This window comes from Heyndrickxia sp. FW510-T9 (assembly GCF_058781025.1).
Genome location: NZ_JBYSWK010000021.1, coordinates 1 through 24,954 on the forward strand (window position 1 = coordinate 1; position 24,954 = coordinate 24,954).

Sequence of the window (24,954 nt, forward strand, 5' to 3'; positions counted from 1 at the left end):
ATTATAAAAGCTGGCATTTGCCAGCTTTTATTTCTCTTAAAAATATTTGAATTATTAAAAAACAGTACATTACATAATTGAGGTGCTCTTTTTTGAGACTACTATTCCCTTTATTGGCTAGCAAGAAAATATTATGGATATTACTAATCATTAACATGTTAGGTACAATCTATGGTTACTATTGGTATGGAGGACAGCTAAGTATAACTCCAACACAATTTATTCCATTCGTTCCGGATAGTCCGACTGCCAGTTTATTTTTTGTTTTCGTTTTAATCGCATTTTTACTCGGGAGGAATTGGCCATTATTTGAAGCTCTTGCAATTGTCACATTATTTAAGTATGGGATTTGGGCGGTTGTAATGAATATATTGACGAGGACGGTATCGGGATATTTACCTTGGGAAGGGTATATGTTAATCATTTCACATGGAGCAATGGCTATAGAAGGAATTTTGTATGCTCCTTTTTATCGAATAAAGCTGCCATATCTTGCAATTGCGGCAATTTGGGTATTACATGATGTTATTATTGACTATGTATTCATGCAATTCCCGCATTACCCAGACTTGTATATGTATATACGTGAAATAGGTTATTTTACATTTTGGTTAAGTATCTTTTCAATAGCAATTGCCTATTATTTATGTATTCGAAAAAACCGGTTAGAATTATCCATTAAATATTAAAGAGGCTCATCTCTTTTGGTCTACTCTTGTCCCACCTTTCATACACATAGTAATAGTTTGAGGGGGGACAAGAAATGAAAATAAAAACGCTATTCCTTCTATTATCTATCACACTTCTATCCATACATCATGCAAAAGCAACTTCACCTTTATCAATGCCTTTAAAAAAAATGGATGACATGGCGGATGAAATATTGCAAGTATCGAAAATGAATCACTTTAATGAGGCAGAAATGCTTTTACAATCATTTTCGAGACAGTTATCCAGCTTTAATAATAAAAGTAACCTATTTACAATGGACGAACTCCGAGTATTAAGCTTGGCTCAAAATCAAGCGTTAAAGGCCGTAACAAGCAACTCTACCCATCCTGATGAGAAACTTAAGGATGTAATGGCATTTCGCCTTGTTGTTGACGCTTTAAATTCTAAATATCAACCATTATGGACTAATATGAAAGAGCCCATTATGTCTGCATTTAATAGTGCTAAACTGGCAGCTAATAATCGAAACTTCGATGAATTTCAAGCAAATTTAAATACTTTTCTATCTGAGTTTTCCGTCATTGAACCAAGTTTATCAATTGAACTCCCAAATAATAAATTGCAAAAACTTAATGCAAAAATAGCCTTTATAGATCGGTATAGGGGTAGCGTGGTATATGATGCTTCTCAACAAACGGAAATGGAAGGGTTAGGAATGGATTTACAACATGTATTTGATGATACGTCCAGAGATGAAACGGATCCGCAGTTTTGGTGGGTTATCTTTACAACTGGATCGATTATAATCTTTACTCTAACCTATGTTGGGTGGCGAAAATATCATGGACAGAAACAAGATAAAAAGCGAATAGAGCATAATGATTGATTTAAATAGTAAATTTGAATAGAATGTAAAGTAATATATAGATAATGGAGGTTGAAAATGGGGTCGTTTTTCATTTACTTCATCATAATTGCTTTAATTCCAATATGGGCACAACTAAGAGTGAAAAGTACGATTGGAAAATACTCCAAGGTTGAATCGACTGCCGGAATGACTGGCGCTCAAGTAGCTAGGAAAATACTCGATGAAAATGGCTTATACAATGTAAAGGTTATCGAACAGCAGGGTTTTTTAAGTGACCATTATAACCCTATGACTAAAACAGTTCATTTATCATCAAATAACTATAATGGGTACTCCGTTTCTGGAGCGGCCGTTGCAGCCCATGAAGTGGGGCATGCTATTCAAGATAAAGAAAATTATGCGGCACTACGGTTTCGGCATTCTTTAGTTCCTATTGCAAATATCGGGTCAAACGCATCTTGGATCTTTATTATGATCGGTATACTATCACAGGCTTCTAATATGCTGTTATTAGGAATCATTTTTATGGCAGTTGGAGTATTATTCCAGCTAGTAACATTACCGGTTGAATTTAATGCATCATCACGTGCAATCAATCAAATAGTAGGATTGGGTATTATTCAAAATAGTGAAGAAAGACAAGCACGTAAAGTATTAAATGCCGCAGCGTTAACTTATGTTGCCGCCGCTGCTGTAGCTGTAATTGAATTATTGAGATTAGTATTAATATTTACTAATATGAACAGAAATGATTAATTAACTTTTGTGAAATAAATATCACAGTTAGCTATATTTAAGAAAAAACGGGTTTTCATAATGAAAGCCCGTTTTCTTGATATCTAAACTTCAATCGGTTTTTTGTTCTCATCCAAAGTAAAGCCTTCTCCTAACACATCATGTACGATTGTTACGGATACAAAAGCATGTGGATCAACTGAATTAATGATTCCTTTTAAACGAGCAATCTCATTTTTACCAACAACACAATATAATACTTCTTTATCTTCTTTAGTATAAGAGCCATGACCTTTTAATACAGTTACCCCACGATCCATTTCCTTCATTATTTTATTTGCAATTTCATTATGATCCTTGGAAATGATAAGAGTTCCTCTAGCTGTATATGCACCTTCCTGCATGAAGTCAATAACCCTTGCGCCTACAAATACAGCAACTAGTGTATACATCGCATGGCGATAGTCCAAATAGGTAATTAAGGAAAGGGTAATAACGCAGGCATCAAAAACAAACATGGTTCTTCCCATTGCCCAGCCTTTATATTTAAAAAATAATCTAGCAATAATATCGACTCCGCCAGATGTACCCCCATAACGAAAGATAATACCAAGTCCAATACCAATAAATGCTCCTGCAAAAAGGGCAGCAAGAAACAAGTCATCCGTTAATGGGAAGCTTAAATGATCCCTCTGAAATATCCATAAGAAAACAGAAGTTCCTACAGTACCAATGATGGTGTAAATAAATGATTTCTTACCTAGCATCCTCCACCCGATAAAAAAAACAGGGATATTTAATGCTAAATTCGTATAAGATGGATTTATCCCTAATTTCGCATACAATATTAATGTAATACCAGTAAATCCACCTTCAGCAAGGTGATTTTCCATATTGAAATGAACAATACCAAAACCAAAGATAGCAGATCCAAGCAAAATAAAGAGGATATTTTTTATTTTTAAATCAAAAATCATGCAACAGTTCCTCCTGAATATGTATAAAAAGGCTAAGATTTCATAAGGTTAGCGTCCTTATTATATATAATGAAAAGGAAACTATCAAATAGATTGTGGTTATCATTTAAAATATTTGTAAATGAAAAGATATTTGGCTAACATGGTAATGGGACAATCACTAGAATCATTGAAGGGGTGCCAAGACTTGAGTAATAAAACAATGAGTGAAATGCAAAAAGAAGTTGATCAATATATAAGTCAATTTAAAGAAGGGTATTTCAGTCCATTAGCTAGTCTTGCAAGGTTGACAGAGGAGCTTGGGGAACTAGCTAGGGAAATTAATCATTATTATGGTGAAAAACCAAAGAAAACGACGGAAAAAGAAAGAACTGTCGAAGAAGAATTAGGCGACTTGCAATTTGTGGTAATGTGCTTAGCAAATTCATTAAATATTGATCTTGAGGAAGCGCATAATCGAGTCATGAATAAATTTATGACTCGAGATAAAGACCGTTGGACGAGAAAATAATTTATTATATGAATAAGGAGATTCAGATGGCAAAAGTAAAAGTTATTGTCGCAGGGCCGAGAGGACGTATGGGGCAAGAAGCAGTGAAAATGGTACATAAAACAGATGAATTTGAATTAGTAAGTGTTCTTGATCATAAAAATGATGGCAAATTGCTTTCGGAGATAGAAGGATTCGCAAATATTGATGTACCAGTATATACGAATTTAGAGGAATGTTTACAAAAAAGCAATGCAGATGTGATAGTTGATTTAACTATACCAGAATCTGGCTACATACATACAAAAACAGCTATTCTTAACGGTGTTAGACCAGTTGTAGGGACAACAGGTTTTACAAAGGAACAATTAGATGAACTAACAGAATTAGCAAAAGAAAAAGAAATTGGTTGTATTATTGCTCCAAACTTTGCAATTGGAGCAGTGCTTATGATGAAGTTCTCACGAATGGCTGCAAAGTTCTTTCCTGATGTTGAAATTATTGAACTACACCATGATCAAAAGCTTGATGCACCTTCAGGAACTGCCGTGAAAACTGCGCAAATGATTTCAGAATCTCGCAGCATCAAAGAGCAAGGTCATCCAATGGAAAAAGAAACTATAACTGGTGCAAGAGGTGCAAATTTCGAAGGAATGCATATTCATAGTGTGAGACTTCCGGGCTTAATTGCACATCAACAAGTATTATTCGGCGGGGACGGTCAAACATTAACGATTCGTCACGATTCTTATAATCGGGCATCCTTTATGTCAGGTGTTAAAGTATCGATCGATACGGTGATAAATCTCACTACTCTTGTATACGGGTTGGAAAATATTCTAGAGTAAATAGGAAATTAAGGGGATGAATTAAATGGAGATTGCATTGATTGCTCACGATAAAAAGAAAGATGATATGATGCGCTTTGTCACAGCTTATAAACATATTTTTCAGGACCATCAATTGTATGCAACCGGTACAACTGGAAAAAGAATTATGGAAGCGACAGGTATGAGTGTTCATCGCTTTCAATCTGGTCCGTTTGGTGGAGACCAAGAAATTGGTGCTTTAATAGCGAAAAATCTATTGGATTTAGTAATTTTCTTTCGCGATCCCTTAACTGCTCAACCACACGAACCAGATGTTTCGGCGTTAATGAGATTATGTGATGTATACGCTGTTCCTTTGGCTACCAATATGGGGACGGCTGAAGTGCTAATTAGAGGGTTGGAAAAAGGGGATATCAGTTGGAGAACGATTACTAGAGGAGTAGTGGAATGAATAGTATAGATATACTAGCATTTGGTGCTCATGCCGATGATGTAGAAATTGGGATGGGTGGTTCTATAGCGAAATGGGTTCATGAAGGAAAAAAAGTAGTAATTTGCGATTTAACTCATGCAGAATTATCTTCAAATGGGACGGTTGAGTCTCGAAAAGTTGAAGCAACTAATGCTGCAAATTTATTAGGTGTTACTGAACGTATTACATTAAATCTTCCTGATCGAGGATTATACAAACGTGAAGAGAATATTCTGAAAATTGTCGAAATCATACGTATTTATAAACCAACTTTAGTGTTTGCACCTTACTTTAAAGATCGCCATCCTGACCATGCGAATTGCTCTTATTTAGTGGAAGAGGCATTTTTCTCTGCTGGGATTGGAAAAATCAAAACGGCAAAGGAAACATCCGTTCATAAACCAAGAAATCTATTTTATTTTATGATTAACGGTTTTCATCGTCCGGACTTTGTAATTGATGTAACCGATTTTATGGATAAAAAAATAGAAAGTCTTTATGCCTATAAGAGCCAATTTCTAATCACAGATGATGGTATTCCAACACCGCTTACAGATGGATATATTGAAACGGTTCAGGCACGAGAACGATTATTTGGTAAGGAAGTAACGACTACTTATGCGGAAGGTTTCAAGACAAAGAAACCGATTTTACTTAATATGGATGTGAGTGGAGAATGGAAACTAAATTAAAAATAGGCATTACCTGCTATCCGAGTGTGGGTGGATCAGGTGTCATTGCAACTGAATTAGGAAAGCTTCTTGCAGAACGTGGACATGAAATTCATTTTATTTCGTCGAGTATCCCATTTAGATTGAACAAAATGTATCATAATATTTTTTATCACCAAGTTGAAGTAAATCAGTATTCTGTATTTCAATATCCACCATATGATATTGCCTTAGCAAGCAAAATGGCAGAAGTTGCGAAAAGGGAAAAGTTAGATATTCTCCACGTTCATTATGCAATTCCACATGCTATTTGTGCCATTCTTGCCAAACAAATGGCCGATACGGATTTAAAAATCGTTACAACACTACATGGAACGGACATAACGGTTTTAGGATATGATCCATCCTTAACAAATGCCATTCGTTTTGGCATAGAGCAATCCGATCATGTCACAGCAGTTTCAAAAGCTCTTGTACAACAGACCTATGATTTAATTCAGCCAGAAAAAGATATTCAAACAGTTTACAATTTTATTGACGAGCGAATCTATAAAAAAGTAAATTCTGAACATTTACGCGAAGAATATGGGATATTACCAAACGAGAAAGTAATTATTCATGTATCGAATTTTCGAGGCGTTAAAAGAGTTCAGGATGTAGTGAAAGCTTTCGCCAAAATAAGTGAATCTATTCCTGCGAAGTTATTATTAGTTGGCGATGGCCCGGAAATGACCCTAGTTTGCAGATTAGTGAGTGATTTAAAACTTCGGGATCGCGTCTTACTTTTAGGTAGGCAAGATAGTTTAGAGGAATTATATTCAATAAGTGATTTGAAATTGTTGCTTTCTCAAAAAGAAAGCTTTGGATTAGTTGCCCTTGAAGCTATGGCATGTGGTGTGCCTTGTATTGGAACGAATATTGGTGGGATTCCAGAAGTCATCCAGGATGGAAAAAATGGTTATATTTGCGAAGTCGGTGATATCGATACAATTGCCGAAAAAGCCTTACATCTCTTAACAGATCCAATACTTCACGAAGTATTTTCAGCCAATGCTATTGCAAGTGTAAAGAAAGATTTTATGTCTAGTAAGATTGTCGATGAGTATGAAGAAATTTATTATCGATTATTAACTAGGTCCTTATCTTAAATTATCAGTGTTATTAAAATAACAACTTGTAAATTTTGATATTTAGTTATAATGGTTATCTATTTTAAGAAAAGATGCCCAAAACAATACCGTATTAGGCTTTTTAATAGGAAACAAACAAAAACATGAATACCCAATTTAAAAAAGGGGAAAAGGTGGTTTAATGAAAGACCAATTCCTAAAGGCAGTGCCAATATTGCAAAAAATAGAATCGTACGGCTATGAAGCATATTTTGTTGGTGGATCCATTCGCGATTCTTTATTAAATCGACCAATTGCGGATGTAGATATCGCTACATCCGCTACCCCAGAAGAAATAAAAACAATATTTGATCGAACAGTGGATGTTGGAATAGAACATGGAACTGTATTAGTTCTTCACAACAATGTAGGCTATGAAGTGACTACATTTCGTTCAGAATCTGAATATAAGGATTATAGACATCCTGAAAAGGTTGAATTCATAAGATCATTGCAAATGGATTTGGAGCGTCGAGACTTTACAATGAATGCTATAGCAATGGATCGGCACGGAGAATTAAGGGATCCTTTTGATGGGAAAATCGATATTGAGCGTAGAAATATTTGCACGGTAGGAGAAGCAAAATGTCGCTTCCACGAGGATGCATTAAGAATGATGAGAGCAGTTCGTTTCGTAAGCCAACTTGAGTTTTCAATTGATGAAAACACAGAGCTTGCTCTTTATCAAAATGCAAGTTTGTTAAAATTTATTGCAATAGAACGAATAACAAACGAATTTGTCAAATTATTGAAAGGTACTGCAAAATCGAAAGCATTGTCAATCCTTATACAATCAACTTTAGTGGATTATATGCCAAGAACTTCTGAAACGAAATATTCTTTAACGAAGTGTATCGAATATAATATTGATTGCTTGACAGAAAATCAAATGTGGTTACTGATTTTATACTTTCAATCAGGTGAACCAAGCGATTATCTAAAAGAATGGCGCTTTCCAAATCAAAAAATAAAATATTTAACTAAATGCTTACTTTCATTAAAAAATCGTGTGAAAAAAGAGTGGTCAGTCGTTACACTTTATCCATTACATATAGAGATGGCGACAGATATTGAAACTGTATATCGGATATTAAATAACCAAAATATGAAAGATTTACATAACGAAATGGCTAGCAAATTTGATAAGTTAATTATTAAAAGTCGAGATGAACTAGCTGTTAAGGGCAGTGATTTAATAAAATGGTTTAATCGTCCACCAGGTCCTTGGATAAAAGCGACATTGGATAAAATAGAGGAAGCTGTCCTATTAAAAATAGTAATAAATAATAAAGATGCCATAAAGAGGTGGATATTGAAACGTGCAATCACCAACGAGAACGAAACTGATTGAAGCATTTTCAAATGCTAATGGAGAGTTTTTATCAGGACAAGCGTTAGCAGATATTTTAGGATGTTCACGGACGGCAATTTGGAAGCATATCGAAGAATTACGAAAAGAAGGTTTTGAATTAGAGGCTATTCGCAATAAAGGCTATAGAATAATCGACACTCCGAAAAATATTTCTGAAAATGAACTGCGCTTAGGTCTGAAAACAACTAATTTTGGAAAGACAATACATTATTTAGATACAACAGAATCAACTCAGAAAATTGCCCATCAGCTTGCTCAAGAGGGATGTCCAGACGGTACATTAGTTATTGCAGAGGAACAAACAAATGGACGAGGAAGATTAGCTCGCAATTGGCATTCTCCTAAATATACAGGTATATGGATGAGCATTGTCTTAAGACCTAAACTTCCTCCCAGTAAAGCTCCCCAATTCACTTTAATAGCTGCTGTTGCAGTCGCACAAGCAATAGAAGATATTTGTAATATTAGTCCAGATATAAAATGGCCAAACGACCTTTTGATAAACGGAAAAAAAATTACTGGTATTTTAACTGAATTGCAAGCAGATTCCGATAAAATAAATGCGATTATTATGGGGATTGGGATGAATGTAAATCAGAAGAAAGAGGATTTCCCTAAGGAATTAAATCAAGTAGCAACTTCAATTGCAATTGAGAAAGGAAATGAAATATCTCGATCAGAACTTGTTAAAAAGATACTGGAAAATCTTGAAAAATATTATTTTCTTTATCTGGAAAAAGGGTTTAAGCCACTAAAGCTCCTTTGGGAAGGATATGCTGTATCTCTCGGTAAGGATATTGTGGCAAGGACAATATCCGGAAATATATCGGGAAAAGCACTTGGAATTACAGATGAAGGTGTACTAAAAATTCAGGATAAAGATGGTCAAATTCATGAAATTTATTCTGCGGATATTGAAATTTGTAATAAAAAGAAATAGTCATTTGAAAATAAATTTGCTATACTCTTTAGTGGGTAGTATCCATAGGAACTGCACCTTATTTTTTCTTTTATAAGCAGAATATGTTCTGCCTTGATCCAATTAGGGACGGGGACAGAGGGTCGAAACTAACACAAACACTACAGAGTCCTTCTGCCTTCCAGCGGGACTCTTTTTTGTTCATTATTAAAAATTGCAGGTAGTGTTTCACCTTCTTCCCAAGTGTAATGGTCGGTATAAAATGACTAATTTACGAAAGGGGAATTTCAATGAAACAAACAACTGATTTTTTGAAAATGAAAGAGGCCGGAGATAAAATATCTATGTTAACGGCATATGATTACCCAAGTGCGAAGTTAGCGGAAGAAGCAAACATCGATATGATTTTAGTAGGGGATTCATTAGGAATGGTTGTTCTAGGTTACGATTCGACGATTCCAGTTACAGTTGATGATATGATTCATCATACAAAAGCGGTAAAACGTGGTGCAAAAAACACGTTTATTGTAACAGATATGCCATTTATGAGTTACCATTTAAATCGAGAACATACCCTACAATCCGCTGCACGAATTATTCAAGAAGGCGGGGCACATGCTGTTAAGGTAGAAGGTAGTGGTGACGTTTTAGCGATGATTCGTGCACTTACAAATTCAGGTATTCCTGTTGTGGCCCACTTAGGTCTTACGCCGCAAATGGTTGGTATTTTAGGCGGGTACAAAGTGCAAGGAAAAACAGCGGAAGCGGCAAAACAGTTGCTTTTAGATGCGAAAATGTGTGAGGAAGCTGGTGCATTTGCTGTTGTTCTTGAATGTGTTCCTAAACAAATAGCGGAACAAATAACATCGCAACTTAACATACCGACTATCGGTATTGGTGCAGGTGTTGATACAGATGGGCAAGTTTTAGTTTTTCATGATTTATTATCTTTTGGAGTAAACAGAGTACCTAAATTCGTAAAAAAATTTGGTGATATGAATTCTGTTGCTTTAGATGGGATAGCACAATTTATTCGTGAAGTGAAAAACGGAAACTTTCCTGATGAGAACCATAGTTTCTCGATGAAAAATGAAGAATTAACTTACCTGTATGGGGGCAATAATTCATGAAAGTAATAACAACTAGAAAAGAAATGCAAGAGATTGCTCTAGAACATAAAAAGGCAGGGAACTCCATAGGTTTTGTTCCTACAATGGGCTTTTTACATGAAGGGCATCTGACATTAGTCGAGAAAGCACGAGAAAATAATAAAATCGTGATGATGAGTATTTTTGTTAATCCCCTTCAGTTTGGTCCAAATGAAGATTTCGAAACATATCCCAGGGATATAATTCGTGATGAACAGTTAGCAAAAAACGCGGGGGTTGATTATTTATTTATTCCAACTGTGGAAGAAATGTATCCATCTCCATTATCTATTAATATGTCCGTTCAAGACCGAGTTAATGTTTTATGCGGAAAGAAGCGAGAAGGACATTTTGATGGTGTGGTCACGGTTTTAACTAAATTATTCCACATTACTTTGCCGGATAGAGTCTATTTTGGTCAAAAGGATGCACAGCAAGTCGCAGTGGTAAATAGTCTTATCGATGACTTCTTTTTTCCAATAGAATTAGTTGCAGTAGATACTGTTCGGGAAGCGGATGGACTTGCAAAAAGCTCAAGAAATGTTTATTTAAACGATCAAGAAAGAATAGAGGCTGTTCAGCTTCAGAAAAGTTTACAGGCAGCAAAATTAACGATTCAAAACGGAGAAAAGAATAGTGATCGAGTAATTTCAATAATTGAAAATCATTTACAAACAACAACAAACGGTACTATCGACTATATAGAAATGTACCAATATCCATCTTTAAAACCATTAAATGTTATAAAAGGAAAAATAATTATTGCGATTGCAGTGCAGTTTTCAAAAGCAAGACTTATTGATAATATTGTGATGGAGATAGATTGATTGGAAAAGAACAAGGAGGATACATCATGTTTCGCACAATGATGAATGGTAAGATTCACCGCGCAACCGTAACAGAAGCAAACTTAAATTATGTTGGTAGTATAACTATAGATCAAGATATATTAGATAATGTTGGTATGGTTGAAAATGAAAAGGTACAAATTGTGAATAATAATAATGGTGCCCGTTTCGAAACATATATCATAGCTGGGGAAAGGGGCAGTGGCGTTATATGTCTGAATGGCGCTGCAGCAAGACTGGTTCATGTAGGAGATATCGTTATAATTATTTCCTATGCGATGATTCACGAAGAGCAAATTCCATTACATCGCCCGAAAATAGCTATTATGGATGAAAATAATAGTATTAAAGAAATGATTTCACATGAACCGGAAGCTACTGTAATAGTTTAAGCTTAAGAAAAACCGTATCACAATAGATGCGGTTTTTTATATGGTATTTATGTATTGGATATAAAATTATGCTACACTAATATATAAATAATTTATGCAAAAAAAACACAAATTACGTTTATTATATAAGTAAATTTAGGTTTAGGTGATTTTATGGACCAGAATTTTGTTGTTGTTGATATTGAAACAACAGGAAATTCCCCGAAAAAAGGGGAAAGAATTATTCAAATTTCCGCTGTCAAAATGGATAAAGAAAAAATTATTGATCAATACACAACTTTTGTTAATCCTGATATTCCAATTCCACCGTTCATAGAGGCATTGACAGGAATTAATGAAAGCATGGTTAAAGATGCTCCATCATTCGAAGAGATTGCTCTTTACTTAAGAGGATATTTGGATGGGTGTGTTTTTGTTGCGCATAATGTATTATTTGATCTCCAATTTTTACAAAATGAATTTGAAAGAGTTGGGGTGCTACCATTTGAAGGAAGCACGATTGATACGGTCGAATTGGCAAAAATTATTCTGCCAACATCCGATAGTTATAAACTCTCCGAACTAGCAGATATATTGTCTTTAACACATGAGAGACCACATCGCGCTGATAGTGATGCTATAGTAACGGCTGAATTATTGTTATATTTAATAAATGGGGTAAATCAACTTCCACTTGTAACCTTGGAGAAATTAGCGGACTTTTCCATACATTTAAAAAGCAATATTTCCATTCTATTTGAAAATATTTTAGCAGAGAAACGAACACATGTAGATGATTTACCACATGATTTAGAAGTATTTAGAGGAATAGCTATTAAAAAGAAGCATCTTTCTCCAAAATTAGATCACTACAGGGAAATAATTAAATATCCGGAAACTTTGGAAGAAAAAGAGAGATTAGTTTCAAAAAACATAAAACATTACGAACGCCGAACTGGTCAATTTGAAATGATGGACTCTGTATATGAATCCTTCAAACATAAGAAGTCGGCAGTCATAGAAGCAGGTACAGGGATAGGGAAATCTATTGGTTATTTACTTCCCAGTATTTATTTCGCACATACTGAACGAACGCCTGTTATCATTAGCACTTATACGGTACAGCTACAAGAACAGTTAATGAAAAAAGAAATAAAGGACTTAACCAATATTCTTCCGTTTTCCTTTAAAAGTGTTTTATTGAAGGGAAGAAACCACTATTTAAACTTGTTTAAATTTGAACAATCCTTGCGTGAAACTGACTGGCAGTATGATACACTACTTACCAAAATGCAAATATTAGTTTGGCTTACACAAACGGTATCAGGCGATGTGGATGAATTGAATTTGTCTAGTGGAGGTAACGTCTTTTGGAATAGAATGAAGCATGATGGTTGGCATTTAACAAAAGAAAAAGATCCATGGGCATCGAGAGACTTTTATCTACATGCTAGAAAATTTGCACAAGATGCAGATATCATTGTTACCAATCACTCCATGCTATTAACGGAACTGGTTCAAGATATTAAGTTATTTCCCGAATTTTCCTACCTAGTAATTGATGAGGCACATCATTTAGAACATGCAGCTCGTGGACATTTATCATTAAAGCTGGAATATATACCGAGTAAATTTTTGCTCAGTCGCTTAGGCATTTATGAGAAAAAAAATTTATATTATCGACTAGAAAAATTAGCGGATACTCAAAATATATCTAAGAATGTCCATGCATTTGAACTTGATTTTATGATTCATGAACTTGATTTGGCAATAGACGAATTATTCATGATGCTAGGTCAATTTGTCCAACAACCTATTACCAAAATGAAAAAATTGCAACCTAAAGTAAAACTTCGCTTAACGAATGACAATTTGAAAAATCCTCGTTGGGATGCAATAAAATTATGTGCGGAACAAATTATTTCACTTCTTAAAGATATTCAAAAGGGAATACAAGAAAGATTGGACTCCTTAAATGAAAAAAGTGAACAATTAAAAAATAATGAAAAAGCATTAATAGAAGAGTTTTATGGCTTTATGGTGGATTGGAATCAATTACAGGAAACAATAAAATCCGTCTTCTTACAGCGTTTAGATAATCATGTATATTGGATGGAAGGGGATAAGCGGGCTCTTCCAAATAGTATTATTATTCACGCTCAACCAATTACAATACAGTCACAGCTTAAGGAAAAGCTATTTGGGAAAATGAAAAGCGTTTTTCTCACATCTGCAACATTAACGATTGACCAATCTTTTCACTATTTTAAAGAGGCAATTGGGTTAAATACAATTAACGATGTAGTTGAAAAACAAATTCCTTCTCCATTCGATTATCAAAATTTAACAAAATTAATCATTCCAAACGATATTCCTGAAATACACCATGTCTCCCTGCAGGAATATGCGGAAGCGATAACAAACCATCTGATTGGAATCGCTCAAGCTGCAAATGGTAGGATGCTTGTTCTTTTTACTTCATATGAGCTATTGAGAATGGTACATGATTATATAAAATCTTGCGGGTTATTAGAAGAATTTATTCTTATTGCACAAGGGATAACATCTGGAAGTAGAACAAGACTAACTAAGAACTTTCAACGCTTCGATAAATCCATATTATTTGGAACAAATAGTTTTTGGGAAGGAGTCGATATTCCTGGTGAGGACTTGTCATGTTTAGTTATCGTGCGATTGCCTTTTTCTCCTCCTGATGATCCTATAACAGCGGCAATTAATGAATATTATCAACAAAAAGGGAAAAATTCATTTACTGCACATTCCTTACCAGAAGCGATTATTAGATTTAAACAAGGTTTTGGCCGCCTCATAAGAAGAAGTACGGACAGAGGTGTAGTCATTATATTTGACAGAAGAGTTGAAACAACAAATTATGGTCAAGCCTTTATAAAATCTATTCCTTCTGTCCCAATTGAGCATGGCGATTTACCAAAAATTATTGAAAGTATTGAAAAATGGCTATAGGTAAGAAACTAATTCCATTAATCATACCGTACCTTTATATCAAGAAAAAAACGCTGCAATTAGCAGCGTAGGAAAAGTGTGGACTAGAAGTAATTTTTGAATAATAACATCATCATTTACTGTTGTTTACTGTTATAATGATGAAGTGTAATTAATAATATTTTGGCCAATCTTATATTCAATATGAATAACAAATTCTGTGTGTAGAGGAGGATTAAGATGGAGAGTAAAATTGAGGTGTTATCTTCCGTTAAAATTGACCATCATTCTGATTTATATAAAATTGTGGATGCGTTAAACAGAACCTTAAAAGAAAATGATCTAATGTTTGGTCTAGCATTGGATTCACAAGACGATAAAAAGGCAATTTTTACAATATATCGTACATAAGAGGGTAATTATGAAAAAATGGATCTTAATAATAAGTATAATTGTAATAGTGATCATCGGATTTTTCGTCAATGTTTATTTTCAAGCAGTGAAACCTTTAAACACAGCCAATCAAACGGCAATAAAGGAAGCAAAACAAGAAGCAAATCTCGTTTCTGTAGATAAATTTTATCAATATTATGGGAAACAAGCTTATTCTGTTGTTATAGGAAAGCAAAAGGCAGGATTAAAGGTTGCTGTTTGGATTCCAGAGGATAAAAGAGAAAATATAACGATTATGAAATGGGCAGATGGTATATCAGAACATGATGCACTTAATAAACTTTTAGAGAAAACAACTCCAAATAAAATTCTCGGTATTCATCTAGGGATGAAAGATAAAATTCCTGTATGGGAAATATCATTTTTGGATAAATATAAAAAGCTCAATTATTTTTATATAGACTTTTTAAAAACAAGTAATCATTCAACATTAATTGAAAATATTTAATCAAGAGTGGATTAAAAAGGCGGGGAGAACATTGGAAATATCTTTAGCAAAACGTGTAAGTGCATTAACCCCATCAACAACATTGGCGATTACAGCGAAAGCAAATGAAATGAAAGCAGAAGGAATCGATGTAATCGGACTTGGAGCAGGCGAACCCGATTTTAATACCCCTGTTCATATTATTGAAGCTGCTGTTAAATCAATGAATGAAGGGAAGACAAAATATACCGCAACAGGTGGACTTCCATCGTTAAAAAAAGCGATTATTGATAAATTTAACCGTGATCAAGGAATTAATTATAAACCTTCAGAAATTATTGTGACTAATGGCGCAAAGCATGCATTATATACGCTTTTCCAAGTTATTTTAAACGAGGAAGATGAAGTAATTATTCCTATCCCATATTGGGTTAGCTACCCTGAGCAAGTTAAGCTTGCAGGTGGAAAATCCGTCTTTATTAATGGATCAGAGGAAAATCAATTTAAAATTACTCCTGAACAATTAAAAGAAGCGATTACACCTAAAACCAAAGCGTTTATTATCAACTCTCCTAGCAATCCTACAGGAATGATTTATTCGGAAGAGGAATTGAGACTTTTAGGTGATATTTGCCTAGAACATGGAATCTTAATTGTTTCGGATGAAATATATGAAAAGTTGGTCTATGACAATTACAACCATGTATCAATTGCCCAGATTTCTCCACAATTAAAAGCCCAAACAATCGTTATTAATGGTGTATCAAAATCACATTCCATGACAGGTTGGAGAATTGGATATGCAGCTGGAGATGAAAAAATAATAAAGGCAATGACAGATTTGGCAAGTCATTCAACATCTAACCCTACAACTCCTTCTCAATACGGAACTATTGCTGCTTATAATGGAACACAAGAACCGGTAGAGGAAATGAGAAGGGCATTTGAGGGGAGATTAAATACTATTTTCCCAAAGCTAATAAGTATTCCTGGGCTCTCCTGCATTAAACCACAAGGAGCTTTTTATCTCTTTGTAAATGCTGTGGAAGCTTCTAAAATTACTGGGTATTTATCGGTAGATGCTTTTGCTAAAAGCTTATTAGAAGAGGCTAAGGTTGCTGTGATACCTGGTTCAGGGTTCGGTGCCCCGGATTATATTCGCTTATCATATGCAACATCATTAGAAAATTTTGAAAATGCATTAACAAGAATAACAGCATTCATTAATAGAAAAAAGGCTGAATAATTTCAGCCTTTTTCATGATATTTTTCTTTTATTCCTACGTTTAGTATAATAATGAGGTACATACTTTTATTTTCGTTTGTTTTTTGGAGGGAAAAAATAGTGAAAGTTACAATTATGGAAGTTAATAAATATGTAGGACAAGAAGTAACTATCGGTGCCTGGGTTGCTAATAAAAGATCAAGTGGCAAAATTGCCTTTTTACAACTTCGCGATGGAACAGGTTTTATACAAGGTGTCGTAGTAAAATCTGATGTAGATGAAGAAGTTTTCCAAAAAGCAAAATCTCTAACTCAGGAAACATCCATTTTTGTTACAGCTACAGTACAAAAGGATGAACGATCATCATTTGGATATGAGTTACTAGTTAATAATATCAATGTAATACATGAATCAGTAGATTTTCCAATCACCCCTAAAGAGCATGGTACGGAGTTTTTAATGGACAATCGTCATCTATGGTTGCGTTCAAGACGACAACATGCTGTAATGAAGATTCGTAATGAAATCATTCGATCTACATATGAATTTTTCAATGAGAATGGTTTTACTAAAGTAGATCCACCAATTTTAACTGGAAGTGCACCAGAAGGTACCACGGAATTATTCCATACAAAATATTTTGAGGAAGATGCATATTTATCTCAAAGTGGACAGCTTTATATGGAAGCAGCTGCGATGGCTTTAGGAAAGGTATTTTCATTCGGTCCAACATTCCGTGCAGAAAAGTCAAAAACTAGAAGACATTTAATTGAGTTTTGGATGATTGAACCGGAAATGGCTTTCTATGAACATGAGGATAGTTTAAGAGTACAAGAGCAATATGTTTCCCATATTGTTCAATCAGTACTGAAAAATTGCAAATTAGATTTAGAAAGACTTGGAAGAGATACATCAAAATTACAACAAATTAATGCGCCATTTCCACGTATTTCATATGATGATGCGATTACATTACTACATGAAAAAGGATTTAATGATATTGAGTGGGGCGATGATTTTGGGGCGCCACATGAGACTGCTATTGCAGAAAGCTATGATAAACCAGTATTTATTACAAATTATCCAACTTCCTTGAAACCATTTTATATGCAGCCACATCCAGAACGTCCTGAAGTAGTACTTTGTGCAGACTTAATTGCTCCTGAGGGTTACGGAGAAATTATTGGTGGATCAGAACGTATTCATGATTATGATGTAATGAAACAGCGGATAGAAGAGCATGGGTTGCCATTAGAAGCATATAACTGGTATTTAGATTTAAGTAAATATGGATCTGTTCCACACTCTGGTTTTGGACTTGGACTGGAAAGGACTGTTGCATGGATTTCAGGTGTTGAACACGTCCGTGAAACCATTCCATTCCCAAGACTTCTTAATCGTTTATATCCATAATAAAAAAAGCGTAAGCGGGTCAGCTGTAGCGTAAAAATGTGTATAAATGGCACTTCAAATTTAACCGAGTAAAATTTGAAGAATAATTTTACATGAAGCCCTCATGAAGCCCTTACTCGCAGGGAAGAGATGTAGAAATCCGCTAGCCGATAGGCGATGGATCTGGACAAAATTTGAAATCGGTGCATATGTTGCCGATTTCTTTTTTTTTCAAAAAGCTGTTTTCGCAAAGATTGTTGCTTTCGTATAAGTATATAATCTTTGAAATGGATAGGATTCGCGCTCTTTTCTACATTCCGTTTTTCATTAGTTAGCAGAAAATTACCGTAAAAATCCTACTGCCGATTTTTACTCATATATAAATAGCAACAAAGTTTAAGAAAAGAGCCTTTAATAAAGGAGCATTGTATGAATGACAAATATTTTGATGCATTATTGAATATTAAAACAAGAGAAGTACAAAAAGGCTTTTTGAAGTCAATGCATTATCATCGCTACGAGCCGACTCCGTATCAGGCATTAGAGATTTTATTTCAAAAGTACGAGATAAAAAGCAGTGATCGGATTGTTGATTTTGGCTGTGGGAAAGGTAGGTTGAATTTTTATATTCATCACTTCTTTCAGGCAACGGTAGTTGGGATCGAAATGAATGAGCAGTTCTTCCATGATGCGAGTACAAACCGGGAAAATCACTTAAAAAAGCATCACCATCACGCAGAGCACATTCATTTTCATTGCTGTCTTGCAGAGGAATATGAAATTGATCCACAGGATAATCGTTTTTACTTTTTCAATCCATTTTCCGTGCAAATTTTTATGAAGGTTATCAATCACATTTTGCAGTCTGTTGAAAACGAAAAGCGGGAGACCGAGTTGATATTATATTATCCATCGGATGAATATGTGTATTTTTTAGAAAACCAAACCGCCTTTACGTTGAAGCAGGAGGTTCCATTGCCGGGTATGGTCGAGCACAATCCTAACGAAAGGTTTTTGATATATCAATTAGCATATTAAATGAAAAAGTGTTTTAATATTTTTAAAGACTTAATATTTTGAATAGGAGAGAAAAGAATGAGTGAACAAAACCATTTGTTGGAAGCATTTAAGGAAACTGACTATCAAGTTGCAGGTAACGGGAAAAGAAATGCTCAAGTTCTGAAAGAAGCTTTTGCTGAAGTGGATGGCGCACTTGAAAGTGATATGTATGGAAAAGGGAAAGTAATGGAAGATTTTCAAGCGAAGATGGCGCAGTATCTGGGTAAGGAAACAGCCGTGTTTTTTCCAAGTGGAACAATGGCTCAGCAAATTGCGCTAAGAATATGGTGTGATGAGAAGGGATTGAAGAGAGTAGCTTATCATCCTCTTTGCCACCTAGAAATTCATGAAGAAGATGGATTAAAGGAATTACATCATATTGAACCAGTTTTACTAGCGGATAAAAATAGAGTAATAGAGTTAGATGATGTTGTGAACATGGATGAGAAGATTGCGTGTTTATTGTTGGAGCTACCTCAGCGTGAAATAGGCGGACAATTACCTGACTATGAAACACTTGAAGCGATTTCTCGCTACTGTCGTGAAAAGGGAATAAAGCTTCATTTAGATGGTGCTCGCCTTTTTGAAATTCTGCCATATTATCAAAAGACTGCTGAAGAGGTTTGTGCGCTTTTTGACAGTGTGTATGTTTCTTTCTATAAAGGAATCGGTGGAATTGCTGGCGCTATTCTTGTTGGTGACAAGGAATTTACAGAGAAATCAAAGGTTTGGAAACGACGCCATGGCGGTGATCTCATTAGCCTATATCCATATATTGTGAGCTCTGAATATTATTTTGATCAAAGGATTTCTAAAATGGAGCAATATTATGAAGAAGCAAAGGAGCTTGCTGCGTTTTATAATCATTGCGGTTCTACCCAAACCGAGCCTTTAGTACCGGTTTCAAATATGTTCCATGTTCATTTTGACGTTGCTAAAGAAGACCTAGAGCCTATTTTAATAGAAATATATAAAGAAACAGGTATTGGCTTAACGAGTTATTTGCGAGAAACAAGTGCAACCTCCTGTTCCTATGAAATAAGTATTGGGGATCTATATGAAAAAGTTCCGAAAGATAAATTAAAGAAAGTGTTTGAATTATTAAATGAAAAAATCGTAAGTAATGGAACTCCAATCTGATTAGGAGTTCCTTTTTCTGTGTGAAAAATATATTGTTGGTCGACCTGCTTGAACAAGTGAAATTAGACCTTCAAATTTCAACAAGCCTTTATGATTGACGAATAATAGCGAAAGAAGAGCAGGTCTGCCAACATGTACATACTGGGTTGTGAGCGGACGCTTATGAATGTTTTATATGAATAAATGGATGCCTAACAAAGGGTAGAATGTACAGTGATTGAATTTTCTAATTTTTACATATAAAATAAGCCTAATAAATAATGTTAGCAGGAGTGACATTATGTTAGTAATTAATCCAAAAGAAGTAGAAGCGTTATTAACTATGGAAGCGTGCATTCAGGTAATGGAGGCGGTATTAAAGGATTTAGCAGTGGGAGAGGTTGTACAACATTTACGATCCGTCGCACCTATCCAGAAGGAAAATTTAATGGGACTAATGCCAGGATATTTACGAAAAGAAGAGGTAGTCGGTGCTAAGGTGATAACGATTTATCCTGAGAATCATCAACATGGATTACCATCCCATCAAGGAGTTGTTTTACTCAATGATGCTAAGGATGGAAGTCTAAAAGCTGTAATCGATGGAACGAAAATCACCGCGATCCGAACTGCTGCTGCCAGTGCCGTAGCGACAAATGCTTTATCCAAAAAAGATTCCCAGATTCTTAGTCTGTTAGGCTCTGGTGAACAAGCTAGAACCCATTTGGAAGCCATATCATTAGTTCGTCCGATTACACAAGTGAACATTTGGAGCAGAAATATACATAAAGCAAAATTACTTAAAGAGGAGATGGAACAAAAATATCCTTTCTCCATTCAGGTTTTCGAAACGGTTGAAGATGCTGTTCGGGAGGCAGATATTATTTGTACTTTGACAGCCTCTTCGGAACCGATCTTACATAGTGAATGGGTAAAGGAAGGGACCCATATAAATGCAGTAGGCGCATGTAAAGCAGCAGACAGGGAATTAGATTCTGCCCTAGTGAAAAAGTCTTTATTTTATGTAGATAGAGTGGAATCAGCTATCAATGAATCCGGCGATTATCTCATTCCATTAAAAGAAGGGGTAATTAATCAACATCATATAGTAGGGGAAATTGGAGAGGTATTGATAAAAAAAGTGCTTGGACGAAAATCAGATTCGGAGATTACTATTTTTGAATCACTTGGATTGGCTGTTGAGGACTTGGCTGTTGCGAATTTTATTTATCAAGAAGGCATCAAGTTAAAAAAAGGAACTATTATTTCAATGTGAAGTGGGGAGAAGCGAAATGAACCATTATTTAAATCAAACTATTTTTCATTATTATTGTGCAGGAGTATATGAGGGCAAGATTCAATTTACAGAAAAACAAATTATGTATAGCAAGGTGGATTTGCGCAGAAGAACACAAATGCAGGAAAATGTTATTTCGGCAGATGTAAAAGCTAATATCCCTTTCCAAAAAATTCATGAAAATCTTTCTTCGTATTCCAAGCAGGAATGGGTAGGGGAAGAAGTATGTCTAGAAAACGGGGATATTTATCAAAGGCATGTGCAATATCAAGGCGAAGTGGATGGGAAGGAGCTTTCTTCACAGGTTTGGGCTTTTAGAAATGAGACGGCATTAGATGTTGTGACTGTGGACGGCGAAGTGATTGCATTTGTCTGTCCAAACCGAAATGGAATGGAGATTATAGTAAAAGAAGGTTATGAGAAGCTGACACCGCTTGTTGTCTATGATGATCCTCTTCTTTCTAAACCAGAATACGGCATCAATGATTTAGGGACTTTTCTAATTCCGATGAGAGACGGCGTGAAATTAGCTACCGATGTGTTTTTACCAGAGGGATTGGAGAAAGGACAAAAAGTTCCGGCGATTTTAATCAGGTCATGCTATGACCGAAATCGTAAAAAGGAATCGCTTATAAGATGGGCCAATAAAGGGTATGCAGTCGTATCGCAGGATGTGAGGGGACGTGCGGATTCAGAAGGTGAATTAGTTCCTTTTTATCATGAAAGAGAGGACGGGTACGACACCATTGACTGGATTATTTCTCAAGATTGGGCTGATGGCAATGTAGGTATGTGGGGAGCCTCTTATTTGGGTTATGTTGTGGTGGCAGCTGCAACGAGTGGCCATCCAAATTTGAAAGCGGTTGTCGATGAAGTGAATGTAGGGTCGCCGTTTGTGGATACGGTGAGAAGAGGCGGAACGGTTTGCTCTTGGCCATTGCTCAGCTGGACACTCGCGCAATCGGTTGGTAACCGCACAGACTTTGATATTTTTGGAGGTCTTACTGTAAGTGTAGAAGAAGCAGTTGATGCTAGACCAATCAAAGAAATACCTCAGAAAATAATTGGCAGGGAATCAGGGCCATGGACTCTTTGGAGCAAGCATCCAGAGTATGATGAATTCTGGAAGAACTGTACTTTTACAGAACGTGGAAGCCATGTGAAAGCACCTATGTTCGTGATATCTGGTTGGTATGATGGCGATAGTCCAGGGGTATCGGAAACTTGGAGAATGTTGACAGAGCATAATGTTCCGAATCGTAAAATATGGCTTGGCCCTTGGGAACATAATCCGAATCGGGCAAGGGATTTCGGTGGGGTACCTTTTAGCAATGATGCGGTGGTATATGATTATGATGTAAAAATATTAAAATGGTATGATCGTTTCCTTAAAAATATTCCAAATGGGATAGAGGAGGAACCGAGAGCGACATATTATCTTGTTGGTGAAAATAAGTGGAAAACATCCAATGATTGGACACCGAACGAGGCGACTGTGACAAACTTTTATTTATCTAGTAATGGACATGCAAACTCCAGTAATGGGGATGGTGTTCTACAATGTGAACCTAGCGAAGTATTGCCTAATGATACTTTTATTTATAATCCGGATGACCCTTTCCATTTTAGCGGAGAGAGAGAACCGGAGAATCTAAGAAAATATGAAATGAGGAACGATATTCTCGTGTATACGAGTAAAGTATTGAAGGAAGATTTAGCCATTGCTGGTGAGCTTTCTGCGGAAATATATGCGGCAAGTACTGGGTATGATACGGATTGGGCAGTAACTTTGAGTGAAGTTGATGAAAAAGGAAACTCGATATTGTTGTCCAACTATATTGTGAGAGCGAAGTATCGAAACGGCTACGATGCCCCAGAGCTTCTTACTCCGGGAAAAGTGGAAAAGTATTCAATCTTTTTGCAAAATGTTGCTCATACATTCCGCAAAGGGAAGCGGATTCGCTTTTCGATTACATCGTCAAGCAAGTTCGTTGCATTTCCTAATACAAATACCGGCGATAATCCGTATGAAGAAACAGAGCCAATGATTGTCACTCAGAGCGTTTTTCATGATGTGAATTATCCAAGTCATGTGAAACTACCAGTTTTATATGGTGGAATTTGATTTACATTATTAAGTAAAACGGTCATCATTGGATTGGTGGCCGTTTTTGATGATTAAATTGGGGGGGGATATTTCTGATGGCCCCCTAAATGGGTGACACCGAGCAAGGAAAACTAAGAACAATAGTGATAGAATTGTTCCCGAAAACAAGAGGGTGGAAGGAAAATGGGAACGATAGTAGAAGAATTGTATCAAACATTCTAAACCTAGGGTCTTCATAGTTCAGCAAAAATACTAATGCTGAAAAAATCTTTGTCTACTCTATTTATCAAAATAGCAATTCTCATATAACCGACTGTCTTATAAATAAGATATACTCGTTTTATATTGTTGTTTTACGTAATGTTTAAGAAAGTCTCTGATTAATATACACATAAAAATGGGGAGGGATTTTGTTGGGACAAGCAGGAATGAAATGGGGAATGATTGCTACATGGGCCATGGCATACGATGGTGTCCAAAAAGCTTCCGTTGAATTGAAAAATAACATAAGCGCAGCAGATGCACTGGAATTAGCAATTAAAGAGGTTGAGAATCATCCATACTATAAATCTGTTGGTTATGGCGGACTGCCAAATGAACAAGGAATTGTACAATTGGATGCAGCTTTTATGGATGGGGATAATTTTAATATAGGTGCGGTTGCTGGAATTCAAGATGTAAAGAATCCAATCTCTGTTGCCCGAAAATTAAGTGGTCATCAATTTAATCGTTTTCTTGTTGGAGATGGTGCCACCACATATGCACACCAGAATGGATTTGAAAAGGTAAATATGCTGACGGAAAATGCTAAATCTATCTGGGAAAAGCGATTAGCAGATATGAAAAATAACAAGTTGAGCCCTTATGATGGCCATGACACGGTAGGGGTTGTTTGTTTAGATTCTAATAAATCGATGGTAGCTGGCACATCATCATCAGGATTATTTATGAAAATGCCTGGTCGTGTTGGAGATTCCCCACTTTCAGGTTCGGGATTTTACGTGGATAGTGAAATTGGTGGAGCAACTGCAACTGGTTTAGGGGAGGACTTGATGAAAGGCTGCCTCAGCTATGAAATTGTTCGCTTAATGGGAGAGGGATTTACACCACAAGCAGCAGCGGATAAAGCGGTATATGGATTTCATGACAAATTGATTAAACGAAAAGGGAAAGCTGGTGCCATGTCGCTTATTTGTATGAATACGAACGGGGAGTGGGGTGTTGCAACTAATGTTGAATTTCCGTTTGTAGTCGCAACTGAATCAGAAGAACCGAAAATTTTTGTAGCAAAGAAAGGGGATGGGCACACTACTATTATTGAAGAAGCCTCGCAAAAATGGTTGGATACTCATGAGGAGTAATAAGAAAA

At 35.7% G+C, this 24,954-nt stretch carries 24 protein-coding genes; 23 read left to right on the forward strand and 1 reads right to left on the reverse strand.

The annotated features are described in order from the left end of the window. Positions 1–92: 92 nt before the first annotated feature. The 3 genes from lhaT to AC3WJF_RS12220 all read left to right on the forward strand — a co-directional run bounded on the left by lhaT (position 93) and on the right by AC3WJF_RS12220 (position 2,296). Positions 93–689 (forward strand): lipoprotein heptaprenylglyceryl N-acetyltransferase LhaT, encoded by a 597-nt coding sequence (lhaT, locus tag AC3WJF_RS12210; protein ID WP_492452518.1) that lies wholly within the window; start codon positions 93–95, stop codon positions 687–689. Between the two features lie 74 nt (positions 690–763). After that, on the forward strand, positions 764–1,558 hold the full coding sequence (gene ypjB, locus AC3WJF_RS12215) for a sporulation protein YpjB (RefSeq protein WP_492452520.1): 795 nt from the start codon (positions 764–766) through the stop codon (positions 1,556–1,558). Positions 1,559–1,615: 57 nt separating this feature from the next. Further along, positions 1,616–2,296, forward strand: a complete 681-nt coding sequence (locus AC3WJF_RS12220) for a zinc metallopeptidase (RefSeq protein ID WP_492452522.1) — start codon at positions 1,616–1,618, stop codon at positions 2,294–2,296. A gap of 83 nt (positions 2,297–2,379) precedes the next feature. On the opposite strand, the gene AC3WJF_RS12225 is transcribed toward AC3WJF_RS12220, so the two are convergent. Further along, a complete protein-coding gene (locus AC3WJF_RS12225) occupies positions 2,380–3,252 on the reverse strand; it encodes a YitT family protein (protein WP_492452524.1) in 873 nt (290 codons plus the stop codon). A 142-nt stretch (positions 3,253–3,394) separates the two neighbouring features. On the opposite strand from AC3WJF_RS12225, the gene AC3WJF_RS12230 reads away from it, so the two are divergent. The 20 genes from AC3WJF_RS12230 to AC3WJF_RS12325 all read left to right on the forward strand — a co-directional run bounded on the left by AC3WJF_RS12230 (position 3,395) and on the right by AC3WJF_RS12325 (position 24,946). Further along, positions 3,395–3,763 (forward strand): nucleotide pyrophosphohydrolase, encoded by a 369-nt coding sequence (locus AC3WJF_RS12230; protein WP_492452636.1) that lies wholly within the window; start codon positions 3,395–3,397, stop codon positions 3,761–3,763. Positions 3,764–3,789: 26 nt separating this feature from the next. Continuing rightward, positions 3,790–4,590 (forward strand): 4-hydroxy-tetrahydrodipicolinate reductase, encoded by an 801-nt coding sequence (dapB, locus tag AC3WJF_RS12235; RefSeq protein WP_492452526.1) that lies wholly within the window; start codon positions 3,790–3,792, stop codon positions 4,588–4,590. A 25-nt stretch (positions 4,591–4,615) separates the two neighbouring features. Then, positions 4,616–5,023: a methylglyoxal synthase gene (gene mgsA, locus AC3WJF_RS12240; RefSeq protein ID WP_492452528.1), complete on the forward strand. Its 408-nt coding sequence runs from the start codon at positions 4,616–4,618 to the stop codon at positions 5,021–5,023. Next, a complete protein-coding gene (bshB1, locus tag AC3WJF_RS12245) occupies positions 5,020–5,736 on the forward strand; it encodes a bacillithiol biosynthesis deacetylase BshB1 (protein ID WP_492452530.1) in 717 nt (238 codons plus the stop codon). Before mgsA ends, bshB1 begins: the two co-directional genes overlap by 4 nt. Further along, the gene (bshA, locus tag AC3WJF_RS12250) at positions 5,721–6,863 is read left to right on the forward strand and encodes an N-acetyl-alpha-D-glucosaminyl L-malate synthase BshA (protein ID WP_492452532.1); all 1,143 of its coding nucleotides are present in this window, start codon (positions 5,721–5,723) and stop codon (positions 6,861–6,863) included. Before bshB1 ends, bshA begins: the two co-directional genes overlap by 16 nt. Before the next feature lie 163 nt (positions 6,864–7,026). Then, positions 7,027–8,235, forward strand: coding sequence for a CCA tRNA nucleotidyltransferase (locus tag AC3WJF_RS12255; RefSeq protein ID WP_492452534.1), 1,209 nt, complete (start codon positions 7,027–7,029; stop codon positions 8,233–8,235). Then, positions 8,204–9,196: a biotin--[acetyl-CoA-carboxylase] ligase gene (locus AC3WJF_RS12260; protein ID WP_492452535.1), complete on the forward strand. Its 993-nt coding sequence runs from the start codon at positions 8,204–8,206 to the stop codon at positions 9,194–9,196. Before AC3WJF_RS12255 ends, AC3WJF_RS12260 begins: the two co-directional genes overlap by 32 nt. Positions 9,197–9,465: 269 nt before the next feature. Further along, on the forward strand, positions 9,466–10,305 hold the full coding sequence (panB, locus tag AC3WJF_RS12265) for a 3-methyl-2-oxobutanoate hydroxymethyltransferase (RefSeq protein ID WP_492452537.1): 840 nt from the start codon (positions 9,466–9,468) through the stop codon (positions 10,303–10,305). Next, complete coding sequence (gene panC / locus AC3WJF_RS12270) at positions 10,302–11,150, forward strand: pantoate--beta-alanine ligase (protein WP_492452539.1); 849 nt, start codon at positions 10,302–10,304, stop codon at positions 11,148–11,150. The genes panB and panC overlap by 4 nt, the downstream gene beginning before the upstream one ends. A gap of 26 nt (positions 11,151–11,176) precedes the next feature. Continuing rightward, the gene (gene panD / locus AC3WJF_RS12275; RefSeq protein ID WP_492452541.1) at positions 11,177–11,563 is read left to right on the forward strand and encodes an aspartate 1-decarboxylase; all 387 of its coding nucleotides are present in this window, start codon (positions 11,177–11,179) and stop codon (positions 11,561–11,563) included. Positions 11,564–11,716: 153 nt separating this feature from the next. After that, on the forward strand, positions 11,717–14,527 hold the full coding sequence (dinG, locus tag AC3WJF_RS12280) for an ATP-dependent DNA helicase DinG (RefSeq protein ID WP_492452543.1): 2,811 nt from the start codon (positions 11,717–11,719) through the stop codon (positions 14,525–14,527). A gap of 219 nt (positions 14,528–14,746) precedes the next feature. Beyond that, positions 14,747–14,917 carry a YpmA family protein gene (locus tag AC3WJF_RS12285; protein ID WP_492452545.1) on the forward strand — a complete coding sequence of 57 codons (171 nt, stop codon included), beginning with the start codon at positions 14,747–14,749 and terminating at the stop codon, positions 14,915–14,917. Between the two features lie 10 nt (positions 14,918–14,927). Beyond that, positions 14,928–15,407 (forward strand): cell wall elongation regulator TseB-like domain-containing protein, encoded by a 480-nt coding sequence (locus AC3WJF_RS12290; RefSeq protein WP_492452547.1) that lies wholly within the window; start codon positions 14,928–14,930, stop codon positions 15,405–15,407. Positions 15,408–15,444: 37 nt separating this feature from the next. Further along, positions 15,445–16,632: a pyridoxal phosphate-dependent aminotransferase gene (locus AC3WJF_RS12295; RefSeq protein ID WP_492452638.1), complete on the forward strand. Its 1,188-nt coding sequence runs from the start codon at positions 15,445–15,447 to the stop codon at positions 16,630–16,632. Between the two features lie 99 nt (positions 16,633–16,731). Continuing rightward, entirely contained in the window at positions 16,732–18,024 is a 1,293-nt protein-coding gene (asnS, locus tag AC3WJF_RS12300) for an asparagine--tRNA ligase (RefSeq protein ID WP_492452549.1), read from the forward strand. A 408-nt stretch (positions 18,025–18,432) separates the two neighbouring features. Next, positions 18,433–19,041: a methyltransferase gene (locus tag AC3WJF_RS12305; protein ID WP_492452551.1), complete on the forward strand. Its 609-nt coding sequence runs from the start codon at positions 18,433–18,435 to the stop codon at positions 19,039–19,041. 57 nt (positions 19,042–19,098) lie between these two features. After that, positions 19,099–20,202 carry a threonine aldolase family protein gene (locus AC3WJF_RS12310; protein ID WP_492452553.1) on the forward strand — a complete coding sequence of 368 codons (1,104 nt, stop codon included), beginning with the start codon at positions 19,099–19,101 and terminating at the stop codon, positions 20,200–20,202. Positions 20,203–20,482: 280 nt separating this feature from the next. After that, the gene (locus AC3WJF_RS12315; protein ID WP_492452555.1) at positions 20,483–21,457 is read left to right on the forward strand and encodes an ornithine cyclodeaminase family protein; all 975 of its coding nucleotides are present in this window, start codon (positions 20,483–20,485) and stop codon (positions 21,455–21,457) included. Between the two features lie 16 nt (positions 21,458–21,473). Further along, the gene (locus AC3WJF_RS12320) at positions 21,474–23,603 is read left to right on the forward strand and encodes a CocE/NonD family hydrolase (RefSeq protein ID WP_492452557.1); all 2,130 of its coding nucleotides are present in this window, start codon (positions 21,474–21,476) and stop codon (positions 23,601–23,603) included. A gap of 395 nt (positions 23,604–23,998) precedes the next feature. Then, a complete protein-coding gene (locus AC3WJF_RS12325; RefSeq protein ID WP_492452559.1) occupies positions 23,999–24,946 on the forward strand; it encodes a glycosylasparaginase in 948 nt (315 codons plus the stop codon). Positions 24,947–24,954: the final 8 nt, after the last annotated feature.

What these genes read in the sequence shown, in the direction of transcription:
- AC3WJF_RS12315 (WP_492452555.1), top strand. Translation starts at nt 20,483, where the DNA reads ATGTTAGTAATTAATCCAAAAGAAGTAGAAGCGTTATTAACTATGGAA.
- AC3WJF_RS12285 (WP_492452545.1), top strand. Translation starts at nt 14,747, where the DNA reads ATGGAGAGTAAAATTGAGGTGTTATCTTCCGTTAAAATTGACCATCAT.
- AC3WJF_RS12305 (WP_492452551.1), top strand. Translation starts at nt 18,433, where the DNA reads ATGAATGACAAATATTTTGATGCATTATTGAATATTAAAACAAGAGAA.
- AC3WJF_RS12310 (WP_492452553.1), top strand. Translation starts at nt 19,099, where the DNA reads ATGAGTGAACAAAACCATTTGTTGGAAGCATTTAAGGAAACTGACTAT.
- dinG (WP_492452543.1), top strand. Translation starts at nt 11,717, where the DNA reads ATGGACCAGAATTTTGTTGTTGTTGATATTGAAACAACAGGAAATTCC.
- AC3WJF_RS12255 (WP_492452534.1), top strand. Translation starts at nt 7,027, where the DNA reads ATGAAAGACCAATTCCTAAAGGCAGTGCCAATATTGCAAAAAATAGAA.
- bshA (WP_492452532.1), top strand. Translation starts at nt 5,721, where the DNA reads ATGGAAACTAAATTAAAAATAGGCATTACCTGCTATCCGAGTGTGGGT.
- panB (WP_492452537.1), top strand. Translation starts at nt 9,466, where the DNA reads ATGAAACAAACAACTGATTTTTTGAAAATGAAAGAGGCCGGAGATAAA.
- mgsA (WP_492452528.1), top strand. Translation starts at nt 4,616, where the DNA reads ATGGAGATTGCATTGATTGCTCACGATAAAAAGAAAGATGATATGATG.
- AC3WJF_RS12320 (WP_492452557.1), top strand. Translation starts at nt 21,474, where the DNA reads ATGAACCATTATTTAAATCAAACTATTTTTCATTATTATTGTGCAGGA.
- panC (WP_492452539.1), top strand. Translation starts at nt 10,302, where the DNA reads ATGAAAGTAATAACAACTAGAAAAGAAATGCAAGAGATTGCTCTAGAA.
- AC3WJF_RS12290 (WP_492452547.1), top strand. Translation starts at nt 14,928, where the DNA reads ATGAAAAAATGGATCTTAATAATAAGTATAATTGTAATAGTGATCATC.
- AC3WJF_RS12220 (WP_492452522.1), top strand. Translation starts at nt 1,616, where the DNA reads ATGGGGTCGTTTTTCATTTACTTCATCATAATTGCTTTAATTCCAATA.
- ypjB (WP_492452520.1), top strand. Translation starts at nt 764, where the DNA reads ATGAAAATAAAAACGCTATTCCTTCTATTATCTATCACACTTCTATCC.
- panD (WP_492452541.1), top strand. Translation starts at nt 11,177, where the DNA reads ATGTTTCGCACAATGATGAATGGTAAGATTCACCGCGCAACCGTAACA.
- AC3WJF_RS12225 (WP_492452524.1), bottom strand. Translation starts at nt 3,252, where the DNA reads ATGATTTTTGATTTAAAAATAAAAAATATCCTCTTTATTTTGCTTGGA.
- AC3WJF_RS12230 (WP_492452636.1), top strand. Translation starts at nt 3,395, where the DNA reads ATGGTAATGGGACAATCACTAGAATCATTGAAGGGGTGCCAAGACTTG.
- bshB1 (WP_492452530.1), top strand. Translation starts at nt 5,020, where the DNA reads ATGAATAGTATAGATATACTAGCATTTGGTGCTCATGCCGATGATGTA.
- dapB (WP_492452526.1), top strand. Translation starts at nt 3,790, where the DNA reads ATGGCAAAAGTAAAAGTTATTGTCGCAGGGCCGAGAGGACGTATGGGG.